At 41.3% G+C, this 20742-nt stretch carries 13 protein-coding genes and 1 pseudogene; 5 read left to right on the forward strand and 9 right to left on the reverse strand.

Annotation, left to right across the window (positions count from 1 at the left end; all coding sequences use genetic code 11):
- Positions 1–249: 249 nt before the first annotated feature.
- Entirely contained in the window at positions 250–2214 is a 1965-nt protein-coding gene (locus MKY66_RS19790) for an ATP-dependent DNA helicase (protein WP_256704394.1), read from the reverse strand.
- Positions 2215–2423: 209 nt separating this feature from the next.
- On the opposite strand from MKY66_RS19790, the pseudogene MKY66_RS19795 reads away from it, so the two are divergent.
- Positions 2424–3914, forward strand: a pseudogene (locus MKY66_RS19795) (catalase); the annotation flags it as partial.
- Between the two features lie 655 nt (positions 3915–4569).
- Positions 4570–5946, forward strand: a complete 1377-nt coding sequence (locus MKY66_RS19800; RefSeq protein ID WP_076216973.1) for a right-handed parallel beta-helix repeat-containing protein — start codon at positions 4570–4572, stop codon at positions 5944–5946.
- Between the two features lie 136 nt (positions 5947–6082).
- Here MKY66_RS19800 and MKY66_RS19805 read toward each other — a convergent pair whose 3' ends face one another.
- Positions 6083–6352, reverse strand: coding sequence for a DUF6809 family protein (locus tag MKY66_RS19805; RefSeq protein WP_076216974.1), 270 nt, complete (start codon positions 6350–6352; stop codon positions 6083–6085).
- Between the two features lie 113 nt (positions 6353–6465).
- Here MKY66_RS19805 and MKY66_RS19810 point away from each other — a divergent pair, with 113 nt between their 5' ends.
- Positions 6466–6684 (forward strand): helix-turn-helix transcriptional regulator, encoded by a 219-nt coding sequence (locus tag MKY66_RS19810; protein ID WP_076216975.1) that lies wholly within the window; start codon positions 6466–6468, stop codon positions 6682–6684.
- 200 nt (positions 6685–6884) lie between these two features.
- Here MKY66_RS19810 and MKY66_RS19815 read toward each other — a convergent pair whose 3' ends face one another.
- From MKY66_RS19815 to MKY66_RS19830, 4 genes are all read right to left on the reverse strand, one after another.
- Complete coding sequence (locus MKY66_RS19815) at positions 6885–7745, reverse strand: hypothetical protein (RefSeq protein ID WP_076216976.1); 861 nt, start codon at positions 7743–7745, stop codon at positions 6885–6887.
- Positions 7746–7868: 123 nt separating this feature from the next.
- Positions 7869–10754 (reverse strand): TrlF family AAA-like ATPase, encoded by a 2886-nt coding sequence (locus MKY66_RS19820; RefSeq protein WP_076216977.1) that lies wholly within the window; start codon positions 10752–10754, stop codon positions 7869–7871.
- A gap of 581 nt (positions 10755–11335) precedes the next feature.
- The gene (locus MKY66_RS19825; protein ID WP_076216978.1) at positions 11336–11665 is read right to left on the reverse strand and encodes a hypothetical protein; all 330 of its coding nucleotides are present in this window, start codon (positions 11663–11665) and stop codon (positions 11336–11338) included.
- A 4-nt stretch (positions 11666–11669) separates the two neighbouring features.
- Positions 11670–12878 carry a WXG100 family type VII secretion target gene (locus MKY66_RS19830; protein WP_076216979.1) on the reverse strand — a complete coding sequence of 403 codons (1209 nt, stop codon included), beginning with the start codon at positions 12876–12878 and terminating at the stop codon, positions 11670–11672.
- Positions 12879–13525: 647 nt separating this feature from the next.
- Between MKY66_RS19830 and MKY66_RS19835 the strand changes: the two genes are divergently transcribed.
- Both MKY66_RS19835 and MKY66_RS19840 read left to right on the forward strand, forming a co-directional pair.
- Complete coding sequence (locus MKY66_RS19835) at positions 13526–14089, forward strand: DUF4879 domain-containing protein (protein ID WP_076216980.1); 564 nt, start codon at positions 13526–13528, stop codon at positions 14087–14089.
- Positions 14090–14294: 205 nt separating this feature from the next.
- Positions 14295–14594: a hypothetical protein gene (locus MKY66_RS19840; RefSeq protein WP_076216981.1), complete on the forward strand. Its 300-nt coding sequence runs from the start codon at positions 14295–14297 to the stop codon at positions 14592–14594.
- 200 nt (positions 14595–14794) lie between these two features.
- Here the strand turns inward: MKY66_RS19840 and MKY66_RS19845 are convergent, their stop codons facing one another.
- From MKY66_RS19845 to MKY66_RS19855, 3 genes are all read right to left on the reverse strand, one after another.
- Positions 14795–14977 carry a DUF4279 domain-containing protein gene (locus tag MKY66_RS19845; protein WP_339805684.1) on the reverse strand — a complete coding sequence of 61 codons (183 nt, stop codon included), beginning with the start codon at positions 14975–14977 and terminating at the stop codon, positions 14795–14797.
- Between the two features lie 832 nt (positions 14978–15809).
- Entirely contained in the window at positions 15810–16040 is a 231-nt protein-coding gene (locus MKY66_RS19850; RefSeq protein ID WP_076216983.1) for a hypothetical protein, read from the reverse strand.
- An 11-nt stretch (positions 16041–16051) separates the two neighbouring features.
- Positions 16052–20725: an RHS repeat-associated core domain-containing protein gene (locus MKY66_RS19855; RefSeq protein ID WP_076216984.1), complete on the reverse strand. Its 4674-nt coding sequence runs from the start codon at positions 20723–20725 to the stop codon at positions 16052–16054.
- Positions 20726–20742 lie beyond the last annotated feature (17 nt).

Below are 20742 nucleotides of genomic sequence, written 5' to 3' on the forward strand. Positions count from 1 at the left end.
TTAGAATTTACATCACTTAATGATCACTCTAATAAGGTGCGGTAGGTTCGTTAGAATGTTGAAGCAATTGGTAGCGAGGAGCGAGGGAAAATCCCTCGAAAAAAAGGGAAGCGAATTACATTAGAGGAACCATCAAAACAAAAAAAGCCCTTGCTCACTTACGGATGGTGAATCCGCAGAGAACAAGAACTTATTTTGGCAAGAAACCTTATTATCAAAAATAAAGCAAGAACATTTAACGTAAGCTGGTTAGTGTGTCAGGGTTGTCCATTCCACACCTTCAGGAAGCAGGGCCGCAATGCGGTCTTTGGCTTCCTTTTTGGTATACAGCGATTCATCGAGAATGACCGCAGAACCGGAATCCGTGCTTGTCCGAATCAGACGTCCAAGACCTTGCTTCACACGCAAGAGCATATACGGAAGATCGATCTCTTCGTATGGTGCTGCTGACGCACTACGTTTTGCATTGAAGACAGGGTCCTGTGGTGGATACGGAAGCGACCAGATCATGACATTGGATAATGACGGACCCGGAACGTCCAGTCCTTCCCACAGATTAACGGAGCACAGCACACTCTCCTCATCCTGCTGGAACGCCGCGATCAGATCACTGATCTCCCGGTCGCCCTCATACATAAAGCGCAAACCTTCTGCTTCAGGTACATGAACGATGTCCTGTTTGAACGCGCGTAATTCTTCCATCGTACGGAACAGAATCAGCGCACGCCCTCCACTCTCCTGTAGTAACGACACCGCATCACGCAAGCGATTTTCGTTCTCCGGGTGACCCGGTACAGCTTCATCGGTAATTTTCATCTTCATTTTGTCCGCATAATCATACGGGGAAGCCACCGAGAATGATACAAAATCATCAATGCCCAGGCTGTCCGCCACATAACGGAATGAACTGTCCACAGATAACGTGGCGGAGGAGAACACGATTGGAATACCTGTGTTGAACACACGCTCGTTCAGCATTTCCTTCACAGTGCGCGGCATGATCGATAAGGTCGTCTCATCCTCGCTCTCTTCCGCCCAACAGATGTAACCATCTTCCTTGCGGAACAAGGCAAGCGCAGACTGAATCATATCGAGATGTTCTTCCACGACACGCATCTGGTAACCATCCAGCGAGAACAATCCGCTCTCAAATACCAATTCTTCGCCGATTGCATCCAGCACACTCGTCAGACGTTCAATCTCACGCAGCAGTGGCGGCTCTACCCGAACTTCTTTCCGTTCCGAACCAGGGATCGCGACCGTATACGTATCCAGCAACGCAAACAGTCGCTCACTGCTCTCAATCGCTTCATCCACACACTCCGCGAGGGATTCACGAATCTCTCCTTCTAACAGGCGAGTGACGAGTTCCTCGAAGATGCGGTGTTTCAGCTTGTAGCTTAGTGCGTTCAGGGCTGCTTCTTCCAGCAAATGTCCTTCATCAAATACAACCGAGCTGTGATCGGGTAGCAGAGGCAATTGTCCCTCGCGTTTGCGCGCATCATAGGTCCACACATGCTCCATGTAATAATCATGGGAACAGATGATGATGTCTTTGGAACGACGGTAATGGTCACGCGACAGCGTCAGGCCGCAGCGTTGTCTTTTTGGACAAACAAAACAATCCTGGAACGGGTCCCAGTTGATTTTGTTCCACTGACGATCATTCAGATGTGGGTACTGTTTCCGGTCACCGTACGGATGGAAAGCCTGAAGTGTACCCGGCGTATTCACAAAATCCGGCAGACTCTCATGTACCTCTTCAATAACAGGTGCATCTTCATCCGCGAATCGCACCGCACTCAATTTGTTCAGACAGACATACTGGTCCGGTGACTTACCCAGACGTGCATCCACTTCCAAGTCCAGATGTGCAGCCAGCTTCGCAATATCTCCACCGGGCTTCACAAGCTGTTCAATCAAAGACTCATCAGCACAGGCGATCACTGCTGGTTTGCCCGTATAACGTGCATAACAGACCGCGTAGAGCAGATAGACTAACGTCTTGCCTGTTCCGACACCGGCCTCAGCCATAATGGTCTTTTTATCTCCATAGGCCCGTTCGAGCTGGTACGCCATAAAAATCTGTTCATCCCGTACCTCGAAGCCGAACTCTGGCAAAATATCGTAAAAAACATCGGCAACCCATTCTCCCAGACGGGATACAAAAGGTTCAGCCGGATCATATGCAAAAGGATAACGTTGTGTAGACAATCCTAGGTCAGCCTCCATTCTTAGACAAAGCGGTCCAATTTCAATTTTCCGTTCCAAAAAGGCCGCTGGGCAAAAGTTAATTATCTCACGCGGCGAGGCCGGTGACAAGCTTTTTTTGTTAGGTTATTTGCAAGGTTGAATGTATAGAACCAACTTTCAGGGAAAATATATACAGGAATCCACTTTAAGGAAAGGCGGTGCTCCACTCCATGAATCATCAGTCTTCACAACCAGAGCATTCCTCAGACAAATCAGCTGAGACATTAACGGATCGACAAGGGCATCCCATTACGGACAATCAGAATGTACGAACCGTTGGCAGCCGCGGACCGACTACGCTGGAGAACTATCATTTTCTCGAAAAAATTACACACTTCGACCGTGAACGTATTCCGGAACGTGTGGTCCATGCCCGCGGCGCTGGCGCTCATGGCATATTTGAAGCGTATGGAACGGCCGGTGATGAACCGGTATCGAAGTACACTCGTGCACGTCTGTTTCAGGAAAAAGGCAAGCAAACGCCGGTATTCGTTCGCTTCTCTACCGTTATTCACGGTGGGCACTCACCGGAGACCCTTCGGGATCCGCGCGGGTTTGCTGTAAAATTCTATACTGAAGATGGCAACTGGGATCTGGTGGGTAACAATCTGAAAATCTTTTTCATTCGCGACCCGCTCAAATTCCCGGATATGGTACATGCCTTTAAGCCAGACCCGTTGACCAATGCACAGGATATGGAGCGGTTTTTCGATTTTGTCTCGCTGAGCCCTGAAGCTACCCATATGGTGACATTCCTCTTCTCTCCATGGGGCATTCCAGCGAATTATCGGCAAATGCAAGGGTCGGGTGTTAATACATATAAATGGGTCAATCAGGAAGGCACGGGCGTGCTCATCAAATACCACTGGGAACCGCTCAATCAAGGGATACGCAACCTGCTGCAAAAAGACGCGAGCGAGATTCAGGGACAGAATTTCAACCATGCGACGTTGGATCTGTATCACGCCATTGAACAAGGAGAGTATCCCGAATGGGAGCTGTGCGTTCAAGTAATGGAGGACGGCGAGCATCCAGAGTTGGACTTCGACCCGCTGGACCCAACCAAGCTATGGCCGCAAGATCAGTTCCCTTTTCTACCTGTGGGCAAAATGACGTTGAATCGTAATCCCGAAGATTATTTCAATGAAGTGGAGCAAGCAGCGTTTGGCACAGGTGTATTGGTAGACGGGTTGGATTTCTCAGATGACAAACTGCTGCAAGGACGGACCTTCTCCTATTCGGATACCCAGCGTCACCGGGTGGGTGCGAACTATCTGCAACTGCCTGTGAATGCACCGAAAAATCGGGTAGCCACGAATCAGAGCGGCGGGCAGATGCAGTATCAGGTGGATCGTGCACCGGGTCAGAATCCGCATGTGAACTACGAACCTTCTTCGCTTGGTGGCTTAAAGGAAGCACCCCCTCGTGGCAAGGAGCATGAACCACTGGTGGAGGGCCGACTTGTCCGCGAGAAGATTGAGCGCACCAATGACTTTGGACAAGCGGGTGATACGTACCGGGCGTTCGAGGATTGGGAGCGAGATGAGCTGATCAGCAACATGGTCGGCGCGTTGGCACAATGCAAACCGGATATCCGGGATCGAATGATCTCTTACTTCACCCAAGCGGATGCGGATTACGGTCGGCGCGTCTCTGAAGGGTTGGCCTCTGTTCCAACCGATGATAGCGTAACGGTCCAACCGAAACATGAACCAAGTGTCGAGCAAGCAGAGAAACGCAGTCGCGAGACGGACGGATATTAAAGTAGCTGGACAGCATTTAGACTGATAAGTCTGACACTGTTAGTACATCCGAGTATTTTGAGTAAGCAGATTACGTTCTGGATTAAACATAGCCCTGATCGTCAAGTTGCTCGTTGCAGCTGCTATCAGGGCTTTTTCATGACTAGCTTGAGTGTAATCTCCACTTCAGGATGTAGGCTGCTATTTATTTTAGGTTGAATGAAGTTCATAGGAGTGGATCATAAGTAAAACTGGTACTCTGAGGATGGAAAAGCGTACTTCTCTACGTTCATTTCAGATGATTCTTCGTTAAATGAGAGCTATCACCCAATGGAAAGATTACATAATTCACGTGATATTACAGGCATTGGAAGCTTGCAGGCCTGACCTACCTGCATGTACCTCCATCTGATCAGATGATTATTGATGATAACGCTTACAACATTTACCATAAAGCTGTGTCCTAGAGATTACATCTAACCAGCCGGCATGATCTATCTCATAGGTAACGGTCTGGTACACAGCTACCACATGCTCTTCATTCTATTCCCAATTAACCAAGGAGGCTTACGTAATGAAATTATTCCCATCCACATCCACTCATGTATCTGCACGATCTGCACGTTCTCTGAAGGAACGCTCCCTCAAATCCAAAATGGCCCATATCTGTCTGAGTGCCGCGTTCCCTCTATTATTGATTGGTGGTGGATCGGTTGGTGCTGAAGAGCTGATCGAGAGCAGCTTGCAAAATCCCTCTGAATCGGTGGCGACTTCGAATATCGCACTTGCTGCGGGTGATCTGTATGTGTCTCCTGGCGGCTCAGCCAGCAATCCGGGAACACTGAACAGTCCAACGTCACTGGCTAACGCATTGACCCAGATCGCACCAGGCAAAACGATCTATCTACGCGGCGGTACCTATAACTTCTCCCAGACCATTACCATTGAACGTGGCAACAGCGGCACATCGAGCCAACGTAAAAACCTGGTGGCGTATGGATCGGAAAAACCGGTCTTTGATTTCTCCGCTCAAGCCTTCGCTTCCACCAATCGTGGACTGCAAATGTTCGGAGACTACTGGTTCGTCAAAGGGCTTGAGGTGAAGGGTGCGGGCGACAACGGCATCTTCATCGGAGGCAGTTACAACCGTCTGGAGCAGATCGAAGCTCATCACAACCGGGATACGGGTATTCAAATGGGACGTTATGCTTCCACAGCCGCCAAGAGTGAATGGCCTGCATATAATGAAGTGATTCGTTCTTACTCCCACAACAACTATGACCCCGATGACGGCGAGGATGCAGACGGTTTTGCGGCCAAACTGACCGTAGGCCCGGGCAACGTCTTCGACGGTTGTATTGCGGCCTATAACGTGGACGATGGCTGGGATCTGTATAGCAAAACGGACACAGGTGCCATCGGCGCGGTCACGATCCGTAACAGCATCGCCTATGCTAACGGTGCAACATCAGACGGCACCTCCACCTCCAACAGCGATGGCAACGGCTTCAAGCTCGGCGGCGAGAAGATTGCGGTGAATCATATCGTCGAGAACAGCATTGCGTTTAATAACAAAAAGCACGGCTTCACATATAACAGCAATCCCGGTTCGATTCAGATGAAAAATAACACCTCCTGGAACAACGGGCAAAGCAACTTTGCCTTCGATAAAGGCACCCATATCTTCACCAACAACCTATCCTTCCAAGGTGGCGCCAGCGACAAAACGAGCGGAACCGACGTCAGCAGCACCAACGTCTGGTGGAAAAACAAAAAAAGCGAGAATGCCAAAGGCCTGCTCGCCAGCGCAGCCGACTTTGTCTCCCTCGTGCCTTCGGTAACGCGTAGCGCGGATGGCACGCCTGTCCTAAGCAATTTCCTGAAGCTTGCAGGTGGTAGTGATCTGATCGGCTCGGGTACGCCAGCGGGTAAGAATATTGGGGCACGGTAGGTAGTAGTTATTGAGATAAAGGAATAATTTAAAAGCAGAATCCCCTCCCCCATGCCAGCCTGATTGGCGGTAATGGAGAAGGGGATTTTTGATTACTTTGTTCTGTCTGCGGCTAACTTATGAAGTAGGTAGATACTCACGGTTTGGCTAAAACCTCAATCATCAGTCTGCCGCCTGTGCGAAAACCTTGCTCAAACGCTGCTTCCACATACATGGATGTGGATTGTCCGATCAAGTCTATCAGTTGTTCCAGAGCATCGTATTCGTTCCCCGTAAGCTGTGTTTTGTAGTCCTGCATCAGGTCCGATATTTGGCGATTGATCTCTTGATATTCGACCTGCTCAGGATGAATCGACTCGTCCAACCGCAGGTTCCCGTGAAACAAATCCTCGATCAGGTTTGACATGTTATCCCCACCTAGTCTTTTTACCAACTATTCTCACTATACTTTAGCGGATTTTCCGCTAAAAATCAATAGCGGATAACACGCTAAAGTATGATGTTGGTGAGGTGATGAACATGTATGCTCGTATACGCAATTTGCGTGAAGACAAAGACTTATCCCAAACACAAATGGCCACCTATCTTGGCTGTAGCCAACGTGTATATAGCAACTATGAACGTGGTGAGTTGGATATTCCAACAGCTATATTGATAAAGCTTGCTGATTATCATCAAACCAGCACAGATTATCTTTTAAATCGGACAGATGTAAAAAAACCTTATCCTATAAATTGATAGCCATTTCTGCACCAATTTTTTACCAATAAACTTTATTCAAAAGTCAAATCATTCAGTATAAGGTGCCCATTAGAAGGAGAAAGTCACTAAATATAAATAAGATAATCTATAGGTAGAAATATAAAAATCCCTCTGAACTCATTGAAATTCTTGACCATATATCTTGATGTTTAAGAAATAAATTAACCTAGCAACATTTAAATTTTATGCTGATCCTCCAAATCAGCTCTTTGCTTTATCCAACTCATCAAATTATCGTTTTGGGTCATTTCTTTAATGAAAAACACATCTTCTGAAGTTAGAATTTTGGATAGCTTATTTCTTAGTTTTATATATCTTAAGGCAACTGACGAGAAATATAATATTGAGGTTTCTAACGCAATAAATGCTAGATTACTTCTATCTAGATGTGAATCTCCAGGATAAGAAGAATTATTAAATAACCCAATAGGAAGTGAATGAACACTATTTGATAATAAATTAAAAATTCCAGATTCAATCTCTTTACTGATGGGAGAGTGTCTTTTTCGTACTCTATCAAAGAAGAATGGTTTTTTCCCTTTTTGTATCTCCTTTTTTAAACCATCACTGAGTGATATATAGATACTATTATTTAGGAGCATATTTTGACTGTAAGAAAGACCATAACCCGCTAAATAACCTGTAGATTTCGGAATACCAAGTGTAGCAATTATTTTCTCTGATGATAAATGTTGATGATAGGAAAATAGATAAAATCTGAATTCAAATTCATCACTTGAAATACCTCGTTCGCACATGTAATTGAATACATTATGAATTTCAATTAAATTTCTAGATAAACTTGCTACAGAACTAATATCTAAGTATTTTTGAGCTTCTTCATAATTATCTTGATTAGAATTGGGTATTAAATTAATGATACTATTAGCATTTAACAAAGATTTTTCGTATATAACCTCAGAAAAATATGACCTCATAGAGGATGTCATAATTTGCTTCCTATTATGTTTTGATATACATTTCCCAATTTGAATTAATCTAAAATATTCTTTCGTTCTATAAATAATCTCTGACATTTCCTCACCCTTCTAAAGGTTATTTTATATTTTGACGATTCCATCATTTAATTCATTATCACTAATTCAAAGTACCCCTTCCGAATTTTCTTTCCTCGAAAGGGGTACTAATTTATTTTCAATTTACACCAACATAATATATTTATTTGTTCTGTTATCGAAAGCTGGCCATGTCCCTTCAAGAATATCAACAATTTTATTATTGACCTCGATATTTTCGATTGCCCCTGTAAGATAGTTAACTCTATTTCCATTTTTCTTATCAATTGAACTATAAATAATTTGTTCCGCATCACACACAACTGCTAAATTGGGGTTATGAGTAACAATAAATATTTGCCTTCTATTTTTCGCTTCTTTAATGCAAGGAACCAGCAGTTCAAAAACCGATTGATTGTCTAGATTTTCCTCAGGTTGGTCTATTATTAAAGGGCGGTCATCCAGATCAACTAAGAGATAAAACATTAACAATAACGCACCCTTTTCCCCGGGTGACAGCTTATCAATTTCCTTATCTCCAAGTTTTAAAGCATAGATTGGTGATAAATAATTTAGATTAAACAAAAAACTATATATTTGCTCTTTGGTCACACCTTTTCGAAGCTGTGACTCAATAGGTATATCAGATTTAGATGAATATCTCTGATCTGTTTCTAAGTTTAGAATAATTTCTTCAATAAAAGAAACAATGGAATCAAAGTTTAAAAATTCGTACTTATCAATAATATCTTTTAGTCTTCTATTTCCATCTTCTGTTCCATAAAATGAGCCTCTAGAATTCCCAACCATTTTAAAAAATTCTTCCACAAATGTGTTTAGCACTATTGAGACTTCGAAGTTCAGCTGGTATTTTTCCCTGATCAAAGGATGGGTACTTATCGCAATTTGAACAGGATTATAAAGATCCTTATACGTAGATATTAACTTCTGTATTAAATCAAATATTTGATTAGAAAGCTGTTTTCTCAAATCTTTTAACTTAATCAGTTCGGCTGGTAACAGAGAATCAAGTTCAATCAGTTGGTTGCGTATGTATGCAAGTGAATTCGGTGTTAACGCATCCCCCATTAATTCCTTTTCTACTCTTCCCCATTGTTCCATTTGCGTCAAGTAAGATTGATAGAGTTTATTGGGCCTATCCAATTTCTCTTCAAGTTGTTTTAGTTTTTCATTTAGACCTTCATATAGGTAATTATATGATTCAACAGAGTTTTCATCCAAATACTCAGTTAGTTTGATAAGTTCATCATTAATCTGTTCTTGATTAAATAAAAGTAAAGATTTATCAATTTTCAAAGTAATTATTTGTTCTTGATTCACTTCTAACAATTCTAAATTTTCACTTAAATCTTTTATTAGTTTGTCAAACTGTAAAACGAAATTATCAATTTTCCCCAATGAACTTTTGACTGCTTCTTGTTTCTTGACAAAAAATTTCCTTTTTTCTACTTTCATATATTTTTCATCTTGAAGCTGCGACTTTTGAGCATTCAGTAAAGCTACTTCTTCAGCCAATTGCGCATAGCCACTATCTACTTGATCACCACTAAGTGGTTTTTCTACTACTTCTGGCTTTGTTTTTATATGTTGATCATATTCTAATTGTTTTACTCTTAGTTGCTCAGTCAGCTGTTCTCTATAAGTATTTGTTAATTTTAATTCTATTTCACATATTAATGAATTAGTTTCACTAACTTGCATTCTATAAATATTCATTTCCTCAGACAGTTCTTTAGTCTTTAGAGCCAACAATAAGTCAAAAGTTTCACAGCCAAGTCTATTCTCGATACTAATATGAGAAAAAATAACCTTTTTTATTTCATCATCAAAACTGTTGCCACTAGCGATATTCATTTCATTGCATAGTTTCTCTAAATATTGCTGGGGGATATATTTGACTTTTTCAACTTCAGTGTTAGACACATTTTCAGACAGACTTTTTGTAAATGTATCTTCACTTGCCCATTTTAATGTCGCTTCAAAATGCTGTGAGATATTGTTTTTTGAATTTCTGAATTTTTTCTCATTTAAGAATTCAAAGGTATTATGTGAACTTCCTCCTAATAATCCGAGTATATCCACTAATGCACTCTTTCCATTTCCTTTATTTCCTATAATAGAAACAAGTCCTGAGTTAAACTTTAAATTACATTCATCAAACCATGAATCTGTCATTTTATGATTGGTTTTATTTATAATAAGTGAGTCTATTATTTTGGTTTTTTTTGTTTCATAATTAACTATTTGCTCAGGCTTTATTCCTAATTTTATTCTATCGTTTGAGTCAGTAATTGCTTGTTTTAGCCCTTTATAAGTAAGATCAGATTTAATCCAAAGATTTGCTTTTGTGTGATATTCCTTAATTAGATGATTGTCTGAACAAATAATCAAAGGAAAGTTCCTTCCCAAGTGTGGGAATACAATGTTTTGATAATCGTCCACGTCATCCAGCTGCCCAACCTCGAATACATCTATATATCCGCCTTCTACCAAGTCTTTCTTTATAGCCTGTTTATATTTTTGGTTGTTGCGAATGCTTTCAATACCATTTGTTTTCTTACCAGCATGTACTGTTACAATTCCACCAAGTTCATGTATTAATTCGGAAGATTCTTTGAAATCAGAATAAACAAAATCGTCACCTTTCCTTCTAATATCAGAGGAAGTGATTTCAAGCTTCCCTTGTAATTTCACTGATATTTCTCTAACATCAGAATCTTCTGGAAAAATACCAATAAAATGTATAGATTCACTTCCACCGAGTTCAGATCTTAACTCAATTCCGGGAAATACAGTAATCCCTTTTTCTTTACCTAATCTCTGAAGCTCCTCTATTCTTTCTACATCCATGACATGATGATCTGTTATGGCTACTGCTCTAACCTCTTTTTTTTCGAGACCCTCTATTATCTCTAAATTAGTAATTGACTTGTTTTGATAATCAAATGAAGATGGTGTATGGAAATGTAAATCCCATTTTCTCCATTTTGATCCACGTAAATCGTTCAATATTACCCCTCCTTTTTAGGATTATAATACCATTAAAACGAGGGAAAAAGTTATAAAAATATAAGCCTCATACTTTAACTAAAATTGGAAATAAACCAATTATCAGCACCTCTAAACATTTTTTTCCATCTATCTTAACATTCAAAATTACTATTTTACTTTTTTCTATTGAATACTGAGGCTTAAATAGAGGCCCAGTGGCTAGCTTTTAACACATGACGTTCCCGCTGAAACATGTTCAATTAAGTACTGATAATTTTAGTGATCGTGGTGTTCTGAAATAAAGTTGCATCCTAGTCCTTGCACTGTATTTATCATTGCAGCAGTTTAAATAGTTGAGATTTCTTAAAAACCACAGGAGAAACAAGGTAACAAAAAACAGATCAATCATAGTGGTATCTCACCATAATCGACCTGTTCAATGCGAAAGAGTAGCATTAATTAGGGATGAACCCAAAGCCTTTTCCAGCATACAACTCAATTGATGAAGTCTTTATACAGATCTTATGTTATTGATTGAATGATGGATTCACTCTGCATCGGGTAATCCCATCAAACTGTAACAATGACGAATAACCGATCTATCCTATAAAAACAACAGCATCTTTGCGCTGAAATGCTAGTGGCAATTTATTTTGAAGAATTGTTATTCTTTCGAACATTTTATCCCTTTTTTCCTCAGTTAAGTTTTTTACCGCCCAATCTTTGATTTGAGTTAGTTCCTCAATAATTGACGGTACATCTTCCTCCTCTACATCAACACCTGATGAAAAAAGGTCTGTCCATTGTAACCCTAGTGCTTCAATCGCAGGTTGCCAACATTCTTTAAAAAACGATTCTGTAGCAATGGGAACAAAGAAACTCTGTTCAAAATCATTTTGCGGTTCATATATTACAGCACTGATTGACATGCACTTATTCACCTCCAAAAGTAACACTAAATTTGTAGTCAGGAAACTCTTCTTTTAGTTTATTAATGCTTTTGTTAACAGCTTGCCTCAATTTAGGTGTATCACCGTCTAGTCTAAAAACAAACTCTTTAATGCCTTTTATTTCTTGAAGTGCCGGTATTTCCTGAGACCCATTCACAGTTGTTCTTGTCGATGTGGCGTTCTCTAGAGCAAAAATCCGATTTCGCGTTTTGGTAAGTATTTGTTTGTCCGCGAATTCTTGCGGTGTTTGTGCAGGTAGTCCTGTTTTAGGATTAACTTTATTAAGACCTTGAGCAGACTTATCTTCATAGAAGACGCCTTTTTTCAAGTCAATTTCATCAAATTCACCAAGAGATTCTCCCCTTTTATTAATAATCTCAACCTCTTTTGCACTCTTAACCCCTGAAACATCACCCGTCCCCTTAATCTTACTACCTTTCCTCGCTTCAGCCGATTCCAAATTCTTTTTAATCTTCGCCACAGCTGGATGAGAAGAAGGTACGCGAAACGGCCCTTTGCCACCCGGCATACTCCCACGAACCATCTGAAATGCCATAAATAGCTGGCTGAACTTCAGAGAAGTCAACATCATCTGAGCATATTTATCGGATACAGGCTCGCCTGTGAAGGGATGAATTCCATTTTCAAAGGCTTTGATCTGCATCGCATAAATATCTTCCCCTGGCGCTTCAGCATCCGTAGCTTGCATCCGATTAAAATCCAAATGCCCCTGATCCTTCTTATATGCCTGCAAGGCTGCCTGATCCGTAACACCATTCTCATTCACAGGCATCCACATCAGCTTCCCAAACATATTGACTTGTGCCATCCGGTAGCCCTTATCATCCGAACCGGCATAATATCTTGAGGTCTTCATCATTACTCCCGCAACTAGAGCACTAACAGCACTGCCAAGACTCACTTTTTCAGCATCGACATTCTCAAATCGCGTGGCGATATCCTTCAGTTCCATAGAGGTGTTTACCATACTTTCTAGCGCCTTCTGCAATACAGGACGTGACCGTGCAAACTCATCATAAAAACGCTCCTGCGTCACACCTAGCCACATCTGCTGAAGGAACATGATCTGTCTTGTGAGATCCTCCCGTATATGCTCCAATTGTTGTCTCGCCTGATCCACTTGATTCGATACGTGATGTAACTGTTCAGGGGTAACTTTAATGGTATTCATCCATTTTCACCGCTCATCTAAGATATGATACAACTATGTTAGCAGAAGTTTAATGGCAATTACATCCGGCTAACCTCCTGATTTCACTGCATGAATCCACGCTCAGAATGATTTATATCCGTCCCTCAGCCCCATACGATCTCTATGTAGGTGTATACATGTTCCAGAGGGTTTTCCTTTTACGACTACAGGATACTGTGGCATTTTACTACGACAAGCAGAAAACTTTAACAAATCATAGTATTAATGAAGAAACTTGACTCGTACGGATGATTAGGTGTACTATATGTTTGTATAAATGGAATATATTACAATTTAAATATTTATTTTGAAATCTTATATTTTCAAGATAAGTATCAGAGCCTATCATAGCTAAGATATCAATGCGTATAAATGAGTTTTACATTTTGTCTGCAACACATAATCATTGGCAGGCATTCATTTTACATATACATTCCTACTTCATAGAGTTTTCTAGCCTGTAGAGTTCTACCTCCTTAATTTCTTTTTTAGTAAAGAAAAAAGGGGAAGAACCATCTTTAAAAGAGAGGAGGGCAAGAGGCTTTAAGCTGCAAGCAGGTCTATTTGTCGTAACCGCATGTTTTTGTAAAAGAATCCCCATAACAAGAAAGGTGGAATTTATTGCTATGAGAAAATTGATTAGTTTAGCTCTTATTCTTGTTCTAGTGCTTTCATTTAATGTAGCTGCCTATGCAGACGGTGATGTGACTCAAGCCAAACCTATGACAAAGGAAGAAATTATTAATTCCAAAGAATTCCGTGAAGCTGTGAAAGCGGCTAAGGCTGAATTTGAATCGCAGAAGGCAGATAATGCGGGTGGTCCAGTTCTGTTTGCACCTGCTCCGAAAGTATCTCACATTAATGTATACGGTGTCGTATCTCCTAATGGCGGTCAAGAAATTTACGGCTTCAATAACAACCCGCTCTCCACGACCAATGATCATGGTGGGGCTTGGATTCAGTGTATTACTTTCCAGATCGGTTATGACAGCAGTCACTACGGCACACTCGCCGGCAATACAATGACTAACAACTGGTCTGAAGCTATTGATCTGGACGGTGACCGTGTCGTAGATGCTTTTGCCCATTCTTGGGTTTATGAAGCGCCTAGTACAGGTGGACAATTTGTAGGTACGGTCTATTCCATTAATATTCCAACACAGTGGACCGCTTGGATTAATGTTCGTTAACAGGAAGGATGTAATATGAATATTGGAGGAATTGGCTATCCTGGTTCTATCATGAGGAATACGGGAAGTAAGCCCAAAGGCTCGCTTCGGATGCGAATCAAATCGCACCTAAATTGGATGTGACAGTTCACTCTTCTGCTAACAATTATGTTAGTACATTTTCTCAGGCGACCTTGAAGAATGCATATCAAGAAGTCCAAGATGCGTGGAACAAAGCAGAGGAAAAAACAGTGGCTTCAATCCCTTGACCGATGCTGATGGTAAAATTGCAGGTTCGTCCTTGTTGGCGCGACATATGGAGATGGAATACAACCTGATGCTTCGTTATGGGGCTAAGGAAGCCCGCATTCGCATGGACCATGTGTTTGAAGACAAAGATTCCGCCAAGTCCCTAATTCGTGCGGCTTTGGAACGAGCTAATCATTCGTTAACAAGTGCTAAAAGCTCTGCCCAGCTTGAGTTAGAAAAGCATTTTTTAGAGTCTTTTCTATCTTATCTGGATTGATGTAAACGGATTTGATTCTTGATTAGGCGCAGGGATATACATCCCCTGCGTCTTTTCTCCGTTGTGACGTGATCCTAAGAGCAACATTGCAAAGAGCATCGCCGAGTATCCTGCCACGAACAAGCTAGAAGTTGCAGCCTGCCACTACCACGTTTTCAACTTTTTAATATGTGGCTTCAAAAAATGAGGATCTGGTTCAATTACTGATTGATATCAAAAAATTCCTGATAGTCCGTATCCAAGAACCAACAGGCTTCTTTTCGATACAAATCTCTATCATCAATCTCTTCTCCTTTTATATAGGTTCCTGATGGCTCGATTCCAATCTGTTCTGTGATTAACTTCGGCTCAAAATGATCTCCTATAATATTAAATTCAGCCATGATATTCGTTTTGTCCATTAAGATCTCACAACTCGTTCATATTCATTTGTCAGAAAACACTCGAAATATATCTAATAATTAACTTTTCAAATAAAAGAAATGAGTGTCTCCTTACACAATTATGGTTTATTTGGTAATGGTTTTTTCTCCCGATAAACGATTCAATTTCATCCGAAAGTTTTTTGTTCCGTTCACCCATATATTTTTGTGCTTCTATATATATTTAGATCATCACCAATTCTTGCTAAAATGGTACATTGTCGCCAAAAAAACATGTGCTAACTCTTCATCATAATCTGAAATGTGTTCTTGATATGCTACTTCAAATTCAGGAAACATATCAAAAAACACTTTGGTTATTACACTTTTAAACATAACACACCTTGTACTCTCATTTACTGTTAAGATCCTTTAATCAAGTGGACTTTTACTAGTAATCTAGTAGAAAACAACATGAAATATAAATGCTTTGCTAGCATCTCTTGAAGAAAGGAAATTATAGTGTATGGAATTCACTTGATCTTCTCTCACATAAAAAGTTGATGTATATTCAAGGAATTGAACCAGAGAATTAAAAATCTCTTTAGCCGTTACTTTACTGAATTATCCTAGTTGGTAGGTGAATTCAATCCCCAGGTACACTCGCCCCGTTGTAGTGCCTTTCAAAAGACTTAAGACAAATGAGCCAGCCCACTAATGGACTGGCTTAATCATTAAAACTAAAAAAGGCATCATCAAACTAATTGTTGTTACTGAATCAAATACTCTTGTGATGTTTAACTACATGTGGTCTATAGTTTTTCCAGCCATTTAATGCAAAAGATCTATTTCATCAAATATCCTTAAGTAAATCGTGTTCAAGGTCCCAAGGCTCTATCGTTTTTATTGCACTCAACGGAATCAGTAATCGTGTATCATCGTGAGCCTCTTCAGGTACAATCACTATAACATTATTAAGGTAATAATAATTAATGTAGATACCAATTACATTTAAGTTGTCAAGAAAAGTTATCTTGATTCCTCTATTTAGATACCCCTTCATAAATATCTCTTGTTTTTCCACAATCTATCCCCCTACATCTTAATTATTAAATTTTTGTTTCCAGCTTTCCAATCAAAATAGTAAATTCCTTCATCTGCCCAAACTTGAATTGCATACATAATAGTTGTTCCTTTATACCTTTCTGCAAGTTTGGTGCTTAGATTCATTATATCCTCTAAATCATATTCAACATTATAGTATGTTAAATCATATATAGCCACATAAGCTCCTTGTTTTTCAATTCCATATGTTATCGCACTCATAGCACTGGTCAAATTAAATTCCCCTTGTTCGGGATTGGCAGTTTTTAATTCAACCTTATGGTATCCGTTAATTTTGAAGTCATACTGTTTTGAATCTACCTTCGCAGGGTTTAAGTATACATCTTTCCCCATATGTCTTAATATATCAACTACGTATCTTTCTGCTGCGGTTAAGGCTTTCCTGTCTTTAGCTCTGTCATAGTCATATTTTCCAATTTTTTCTCCTTGCACGTAGTCGCCTACAGTTATGCCGAAAGATTTTAGAGCAAGAAAATCGGCACTTCTTATTTTAAAATTTCCACCTGGGTCACTATACTTTAAAGGATTATTTTCTACATAAGTATATAGATTCTGACTCAGTGGATTCGTCATTTCCCCTTCATACGTATCCTCACCAATAAAACGTGCCATGCCTGGATCATACCAGCGTGCTCGCAGATATTGCAGCCCAACCGTATCATCCCAATACTCCCCTGCATAGCGAAGTATATTCGGTACAGTTGCTTCCGTTGTTAACGGCCCACCCCAGATATCATAAGTATAACTGTTCAGAACCTTGCCTGTATCGTCAACGAGGCCTACGACATCTCCATGTCCGTTCAACTGGTAGTATTCCAGTTTACCAGTTTTCTTGTCTTGTCGAGCCCATAGTTGTCCATACAAGTCATAGATATAGGCGTAAGTCAGTTCTGCTTTTCCAGAATTTACAACAGCCTCTGCCATCAGTTTGGCTTGCTCATCGTAATAATAACGAGTCTGTTGCTCGCCTTCCGCACGTTCGTACAGCAATCCATCCCCATTATAGCTGTAGGTTACCGTTTTGCCTTCACCTGTTGCCTTGATCAAACGATTCTGGCTGTCATACGTATATTGAGCATCCTTTAAGCCGTACACCTTACCGCTTCCGGTACTATATCGGTTACCATTGCGCTCGTATGTGTATGTTTCCTTTTGCGTACCCGTTTCTGTCTGAATTCGGCTCAGTTCATCATACGTATATTGATCGGTTTCCCCGTTCTGTGTACGGGACGTGATATTTTTGTTGCCGTCGTATTCATAACTAAACTGTTGAACTGCGGACGTTCCTTGCGAGACCGTAACTCCTGATAAATCATATCCGCTGAACTGATAACTTGTACTAAGACCTTTACCAAATGACAATTTTTCCAACATGCTGTTTGGTGCATAACTGAATGTCATACGATCTACAGGTGTTGTTCCAGAGGTAATATCCATGGAAGTTACTCGCTTCATAGCATCTACTTCACCATGAACGCGCAATGCTTGTCCTTTGTTATCTGTCAGGGTATACCCTAGACGTTGCTGGGTATTATTTTCATAATTCAGTTGTGTTCCATCTGGAAACGTTAATCCGTTCAACATACCATCTGATACTTGATAACTGTAAGTGGTCTTGCCATGATCATCGGTCATCGATGTTCTGCGTCCAACATGATCATACGTATAAGACACGCTCGTATCCTGTGCTTTCATGCTTGTGAGCATGTCGTCACTATTGTACGTATATTCTGTTACTTTTCCAAGTCGATCCTGCTTTTTGATCAGATTACTTCTTTTATCATAGTAGTAGCTGGTTGCAGAGCCATCAAGAATTGGTGGTGTCTGCTTGATCAGTCTTCCTAATTCATCATACTGTTTGGTAATTGTCTGACCATTCGCTGAAACGACCTGAGTCACTTGGCCTTGATGACTGTAGAAATAGCGACTTGTTTCTTGTTTGGCTGTTGTCGCAGTTGCAATTCGCCCTGCGGCATCATACGTATAAGTCGTTCGTTGATTATTACCATCAGTGGATGCAGTTACGTTTCCATCGAGATCGTACTCGTTTTGTTGTAACGGAACGTATGTGCCATTCCGATACTCTTCCACTACGGTCACACGACCTAATAAATCTTGCTTCTCTCGTGTCTTGTTACCAGCCGCGTCTTCATAGATAACCGTCCGATCCGCAGCATTATAGACTTTCGTTGCTATAGTCTCATCTGGATACTGTGTTCTAAGTGTTCGCCCAAATGCATCCATTCCGTATCTTGTAACATTACCTTCCGCGTCTTCTACAGCCGTGACATTGCCCTCACGATCGTATGCATACTTATAAGTAGCCACAGCCGTCTGTTCTTCAGCCAAAAGACCTAACGGATTGTATCGTTCTTTGGTAACCATATTATCTGGCGTCGTATTGGCGATGACATTATTCATATCGTCATATGAGGTAGTTGTTTTCGTGCCATCGGCATGTGTGACCTGAAGGATTCGTCCTGTCTGGTCATACTGATACGTTTCTTCTTCTCCTGAAGCATCTATTGTTTTTTTCAATTCGCCGGCGCTGTTATACTCATAGGAATCCACATAGGACTCTGCTCTGCCAGCCACATCAGTTACCGTGATAGTTTTTGATTGGACTAAATGCCCTGCGTTCGCATTATAACTCAGCGTTGCCACGCTGTCTTTAGCCAGATAACCGCCTTTAGCAGTGGTGTTGATGACTCTTCCCTTATCATCTAGCTTTAATTCCAATTCAGTGAGCAACTGCCCACCGTATCCATTTTTAGTTGTGCTTTTCAAAACGGAACCTTGGCTGTTATATGCTGTTTCGGTGTATCTGTCCAAGGTACTATTAATCTTGCTGGTCGAACGAATAGGTTTGATCCAGTTGTATGGAGCTTTGCCAGTTTCGTAAGCAAAGGTGGATTCCTGTCCTGTGCTTTGTTTCTCGGACGTCACCATGCCGTTGGCATCATAAGCGATAGTCGTTATCAGCTTTTCGCCTGCACGTCCACCCTCACTAACCCACTCCGTCATTTGAGTCGGAAGGTTTCGCTTCGTTTGGTTATCGTACTGTAACTCCGTGGAATAAGTCACATCATCTCCAGTTAACGTGTGCTTATCTGCTTGAACCAAATCTGGATGCGCTGCATCGCTAAACGTTTTAGAGAACGTCCGAGTATCTACAGTGTTCTCTGCTTTCAATTTCGTTGTCCATGAGGCGGATTGACCGTATGCTTCCAGGTCTTCTCCAGAATATTCAAAGTTAACCTTGTCCAGAACGCCTTCGCCTTCCGTTGTACTAAACTGGCTCTTGCGCTCTCTTACTTTGAATACGAAATGGGAGGAAGCTTCGCCAATCTGCTTCAGCGCCGGAATATATGCATAATCCGTTATAGCTGATGAAGGGCTTGTAATGCGCGATAGCAACGCTGTATGCATCACACCTTGAGTATTTTGGTTGCTTTGCAACTCAGGTAAAAAGTTGAATTTGGATTCCGGATAATAATACGTATACGTCGTTGTCCGATCGAGAGCATCCGTGAATTCTCGCAAAATGCGAATGCCTTCGTCCTCGCGTTGCGTGTACGTTGCTTTCCGATCCGTTCCGGCAAGCTGTACAGTAACCTTCAGGTTGTCATAAGCAAATGTCAGCGCCTGACCTTCACTGTTTTCAATTCTTGCAATGGCTTGGTTTCCGTTCAATGTCGTATAGTGAAAATCCACGGTATTGCGGTAGCCATCTGTAATTTGCAACAGCTCTCCGACTTCATTAAATAGATAATCGTAGCCGTTTCGGATGGATAGACGATAACTGCTAGATACGCCATTAACAGTCACGGTCGCATCTCGCTTAACGCTTAAGTCATTCCATACGTAACCCTCCAGTTCCAGATTCGCGTTTAAGCGGTAATAGCCCACGCCTGGAATCAGAATATACTGATTATCGCCACGCTTTTCCATGAAAGGAATGTCCCAACGCCATCCTTGCCCCAATCCAGCAGAGAGTTCTTCCTTGCGTGGCGTAACTATATTAGAATACGTCTGTGTCGTTTCGTCATATTCAACGCCCAGCTGTCCACTCGCTCTAGCGCTGTCATAGACGCGTGTCAGATCAAACGGAATGAGACCAGGTAGAGAAAGGTCAGTACTCTGAATCATCATTTCCCCTGTAGCAGTTGAGATGGATTCTGCTCCATAAGACGTCATATAAAGCGATGCGTCATCTCGGATATCTACATGGTTAAGTCCAGTTTCGTCCACGGTTGTTCCTGTACCTGGAGCATCCTCATTAAGAGCATTAATCGAGAAGTTATTTTGCTGTGATGATCCGGAAGGGCGTAGCCCCTCCATTTGAATCGGTTCGCTTATTTCTTGTGCTTCTAGCCATTTTTCAGCAGCCTCGCCGCCTGTGCGATCTGTCTGTAAAGCTTTATACAATTGGTACAGCGAGTAACCTTGATCTAGTTTTTTCTCAATCCAATCTTCTTTAATACCAAATTGCTCTTTTAAACTATGGATTGTAATGTAGGTAGCGGAAGGGAGGGAATCCCTACCTTCTGCCGCCGCTGCTGCTTGTCCTCCATATCCAAAGGAACCGAACCCACTAAGAACCAATATGACGCATAACCAAATAATCGTTATTTTCTTAAACACTCCATCACCTCAACCTA

The organism is Paenibacillus sp. FSL R5-0766 (assembly GCF_037971845.1).
GTDB lineage: Bacteria > Bacillota > Bacilli > Paenibacillales > Paenibacillaceae > Paenibacillus.

Bases quoted from the DNA above. Each gene is read 5' to 3' on its own strand.
- MKY66_RS19800 (WP_076216973.1), top strand. From the start codon at position 4,570: ATGAAATTATTCCCATCCACATCCACTCATGTATCTGCACGATCTGCA.
- MKY66_RS19805 (WP_076216974.1), bottom strand. From the start codon at position 6,352: ATGTCAAACCTGATCGAGGATTTGTTTCACGGGAACCTGCGGTTGGAC.
- MKY66_RS19810 (WP_076216975.1), top strand. From the start codon at position 6,466: ATGTATGCTCGTATACGCAATTTGCGTGAAGACAAAGACTTATCCCAA.
- MKY66_RS19815 (WP_076216976.1), bottom strand. From the start codon at position 7,745: ATGTCAGAGATTATTTATAGAACGAAAGAATATTTTAGATTAATTCAA.
- MKY66_RS19825 (WP_076216978.1), bottom strand. From the start codon at position 11,665: ATGTCAATCAGTGCTGTAATATATGAACCGCAAAATGATTTTGAACAG.
- MKY66_RS19830 (WP_076216979.1), bottom strand. From the start codon at position 12,878: ATGAATACCATTAAAGTTACCCCTGAACAGTTACATCACGTATCGAAT.
- MKY66_RS19835 (WP_076216980.1), top strand. From the start codon at position 13,526: ATGAGAAAATTGATTAGTTTAGCTCTTATTCTTGTTCTAGTGCTTTCA.
- MKY66_RS19845 (WP_339805684.1), bottom strand. From the start codon at position 14,977: ATGGCTGAATTTAATATTATAGGAGATCATTTTGAGCCGAAGTTAATC.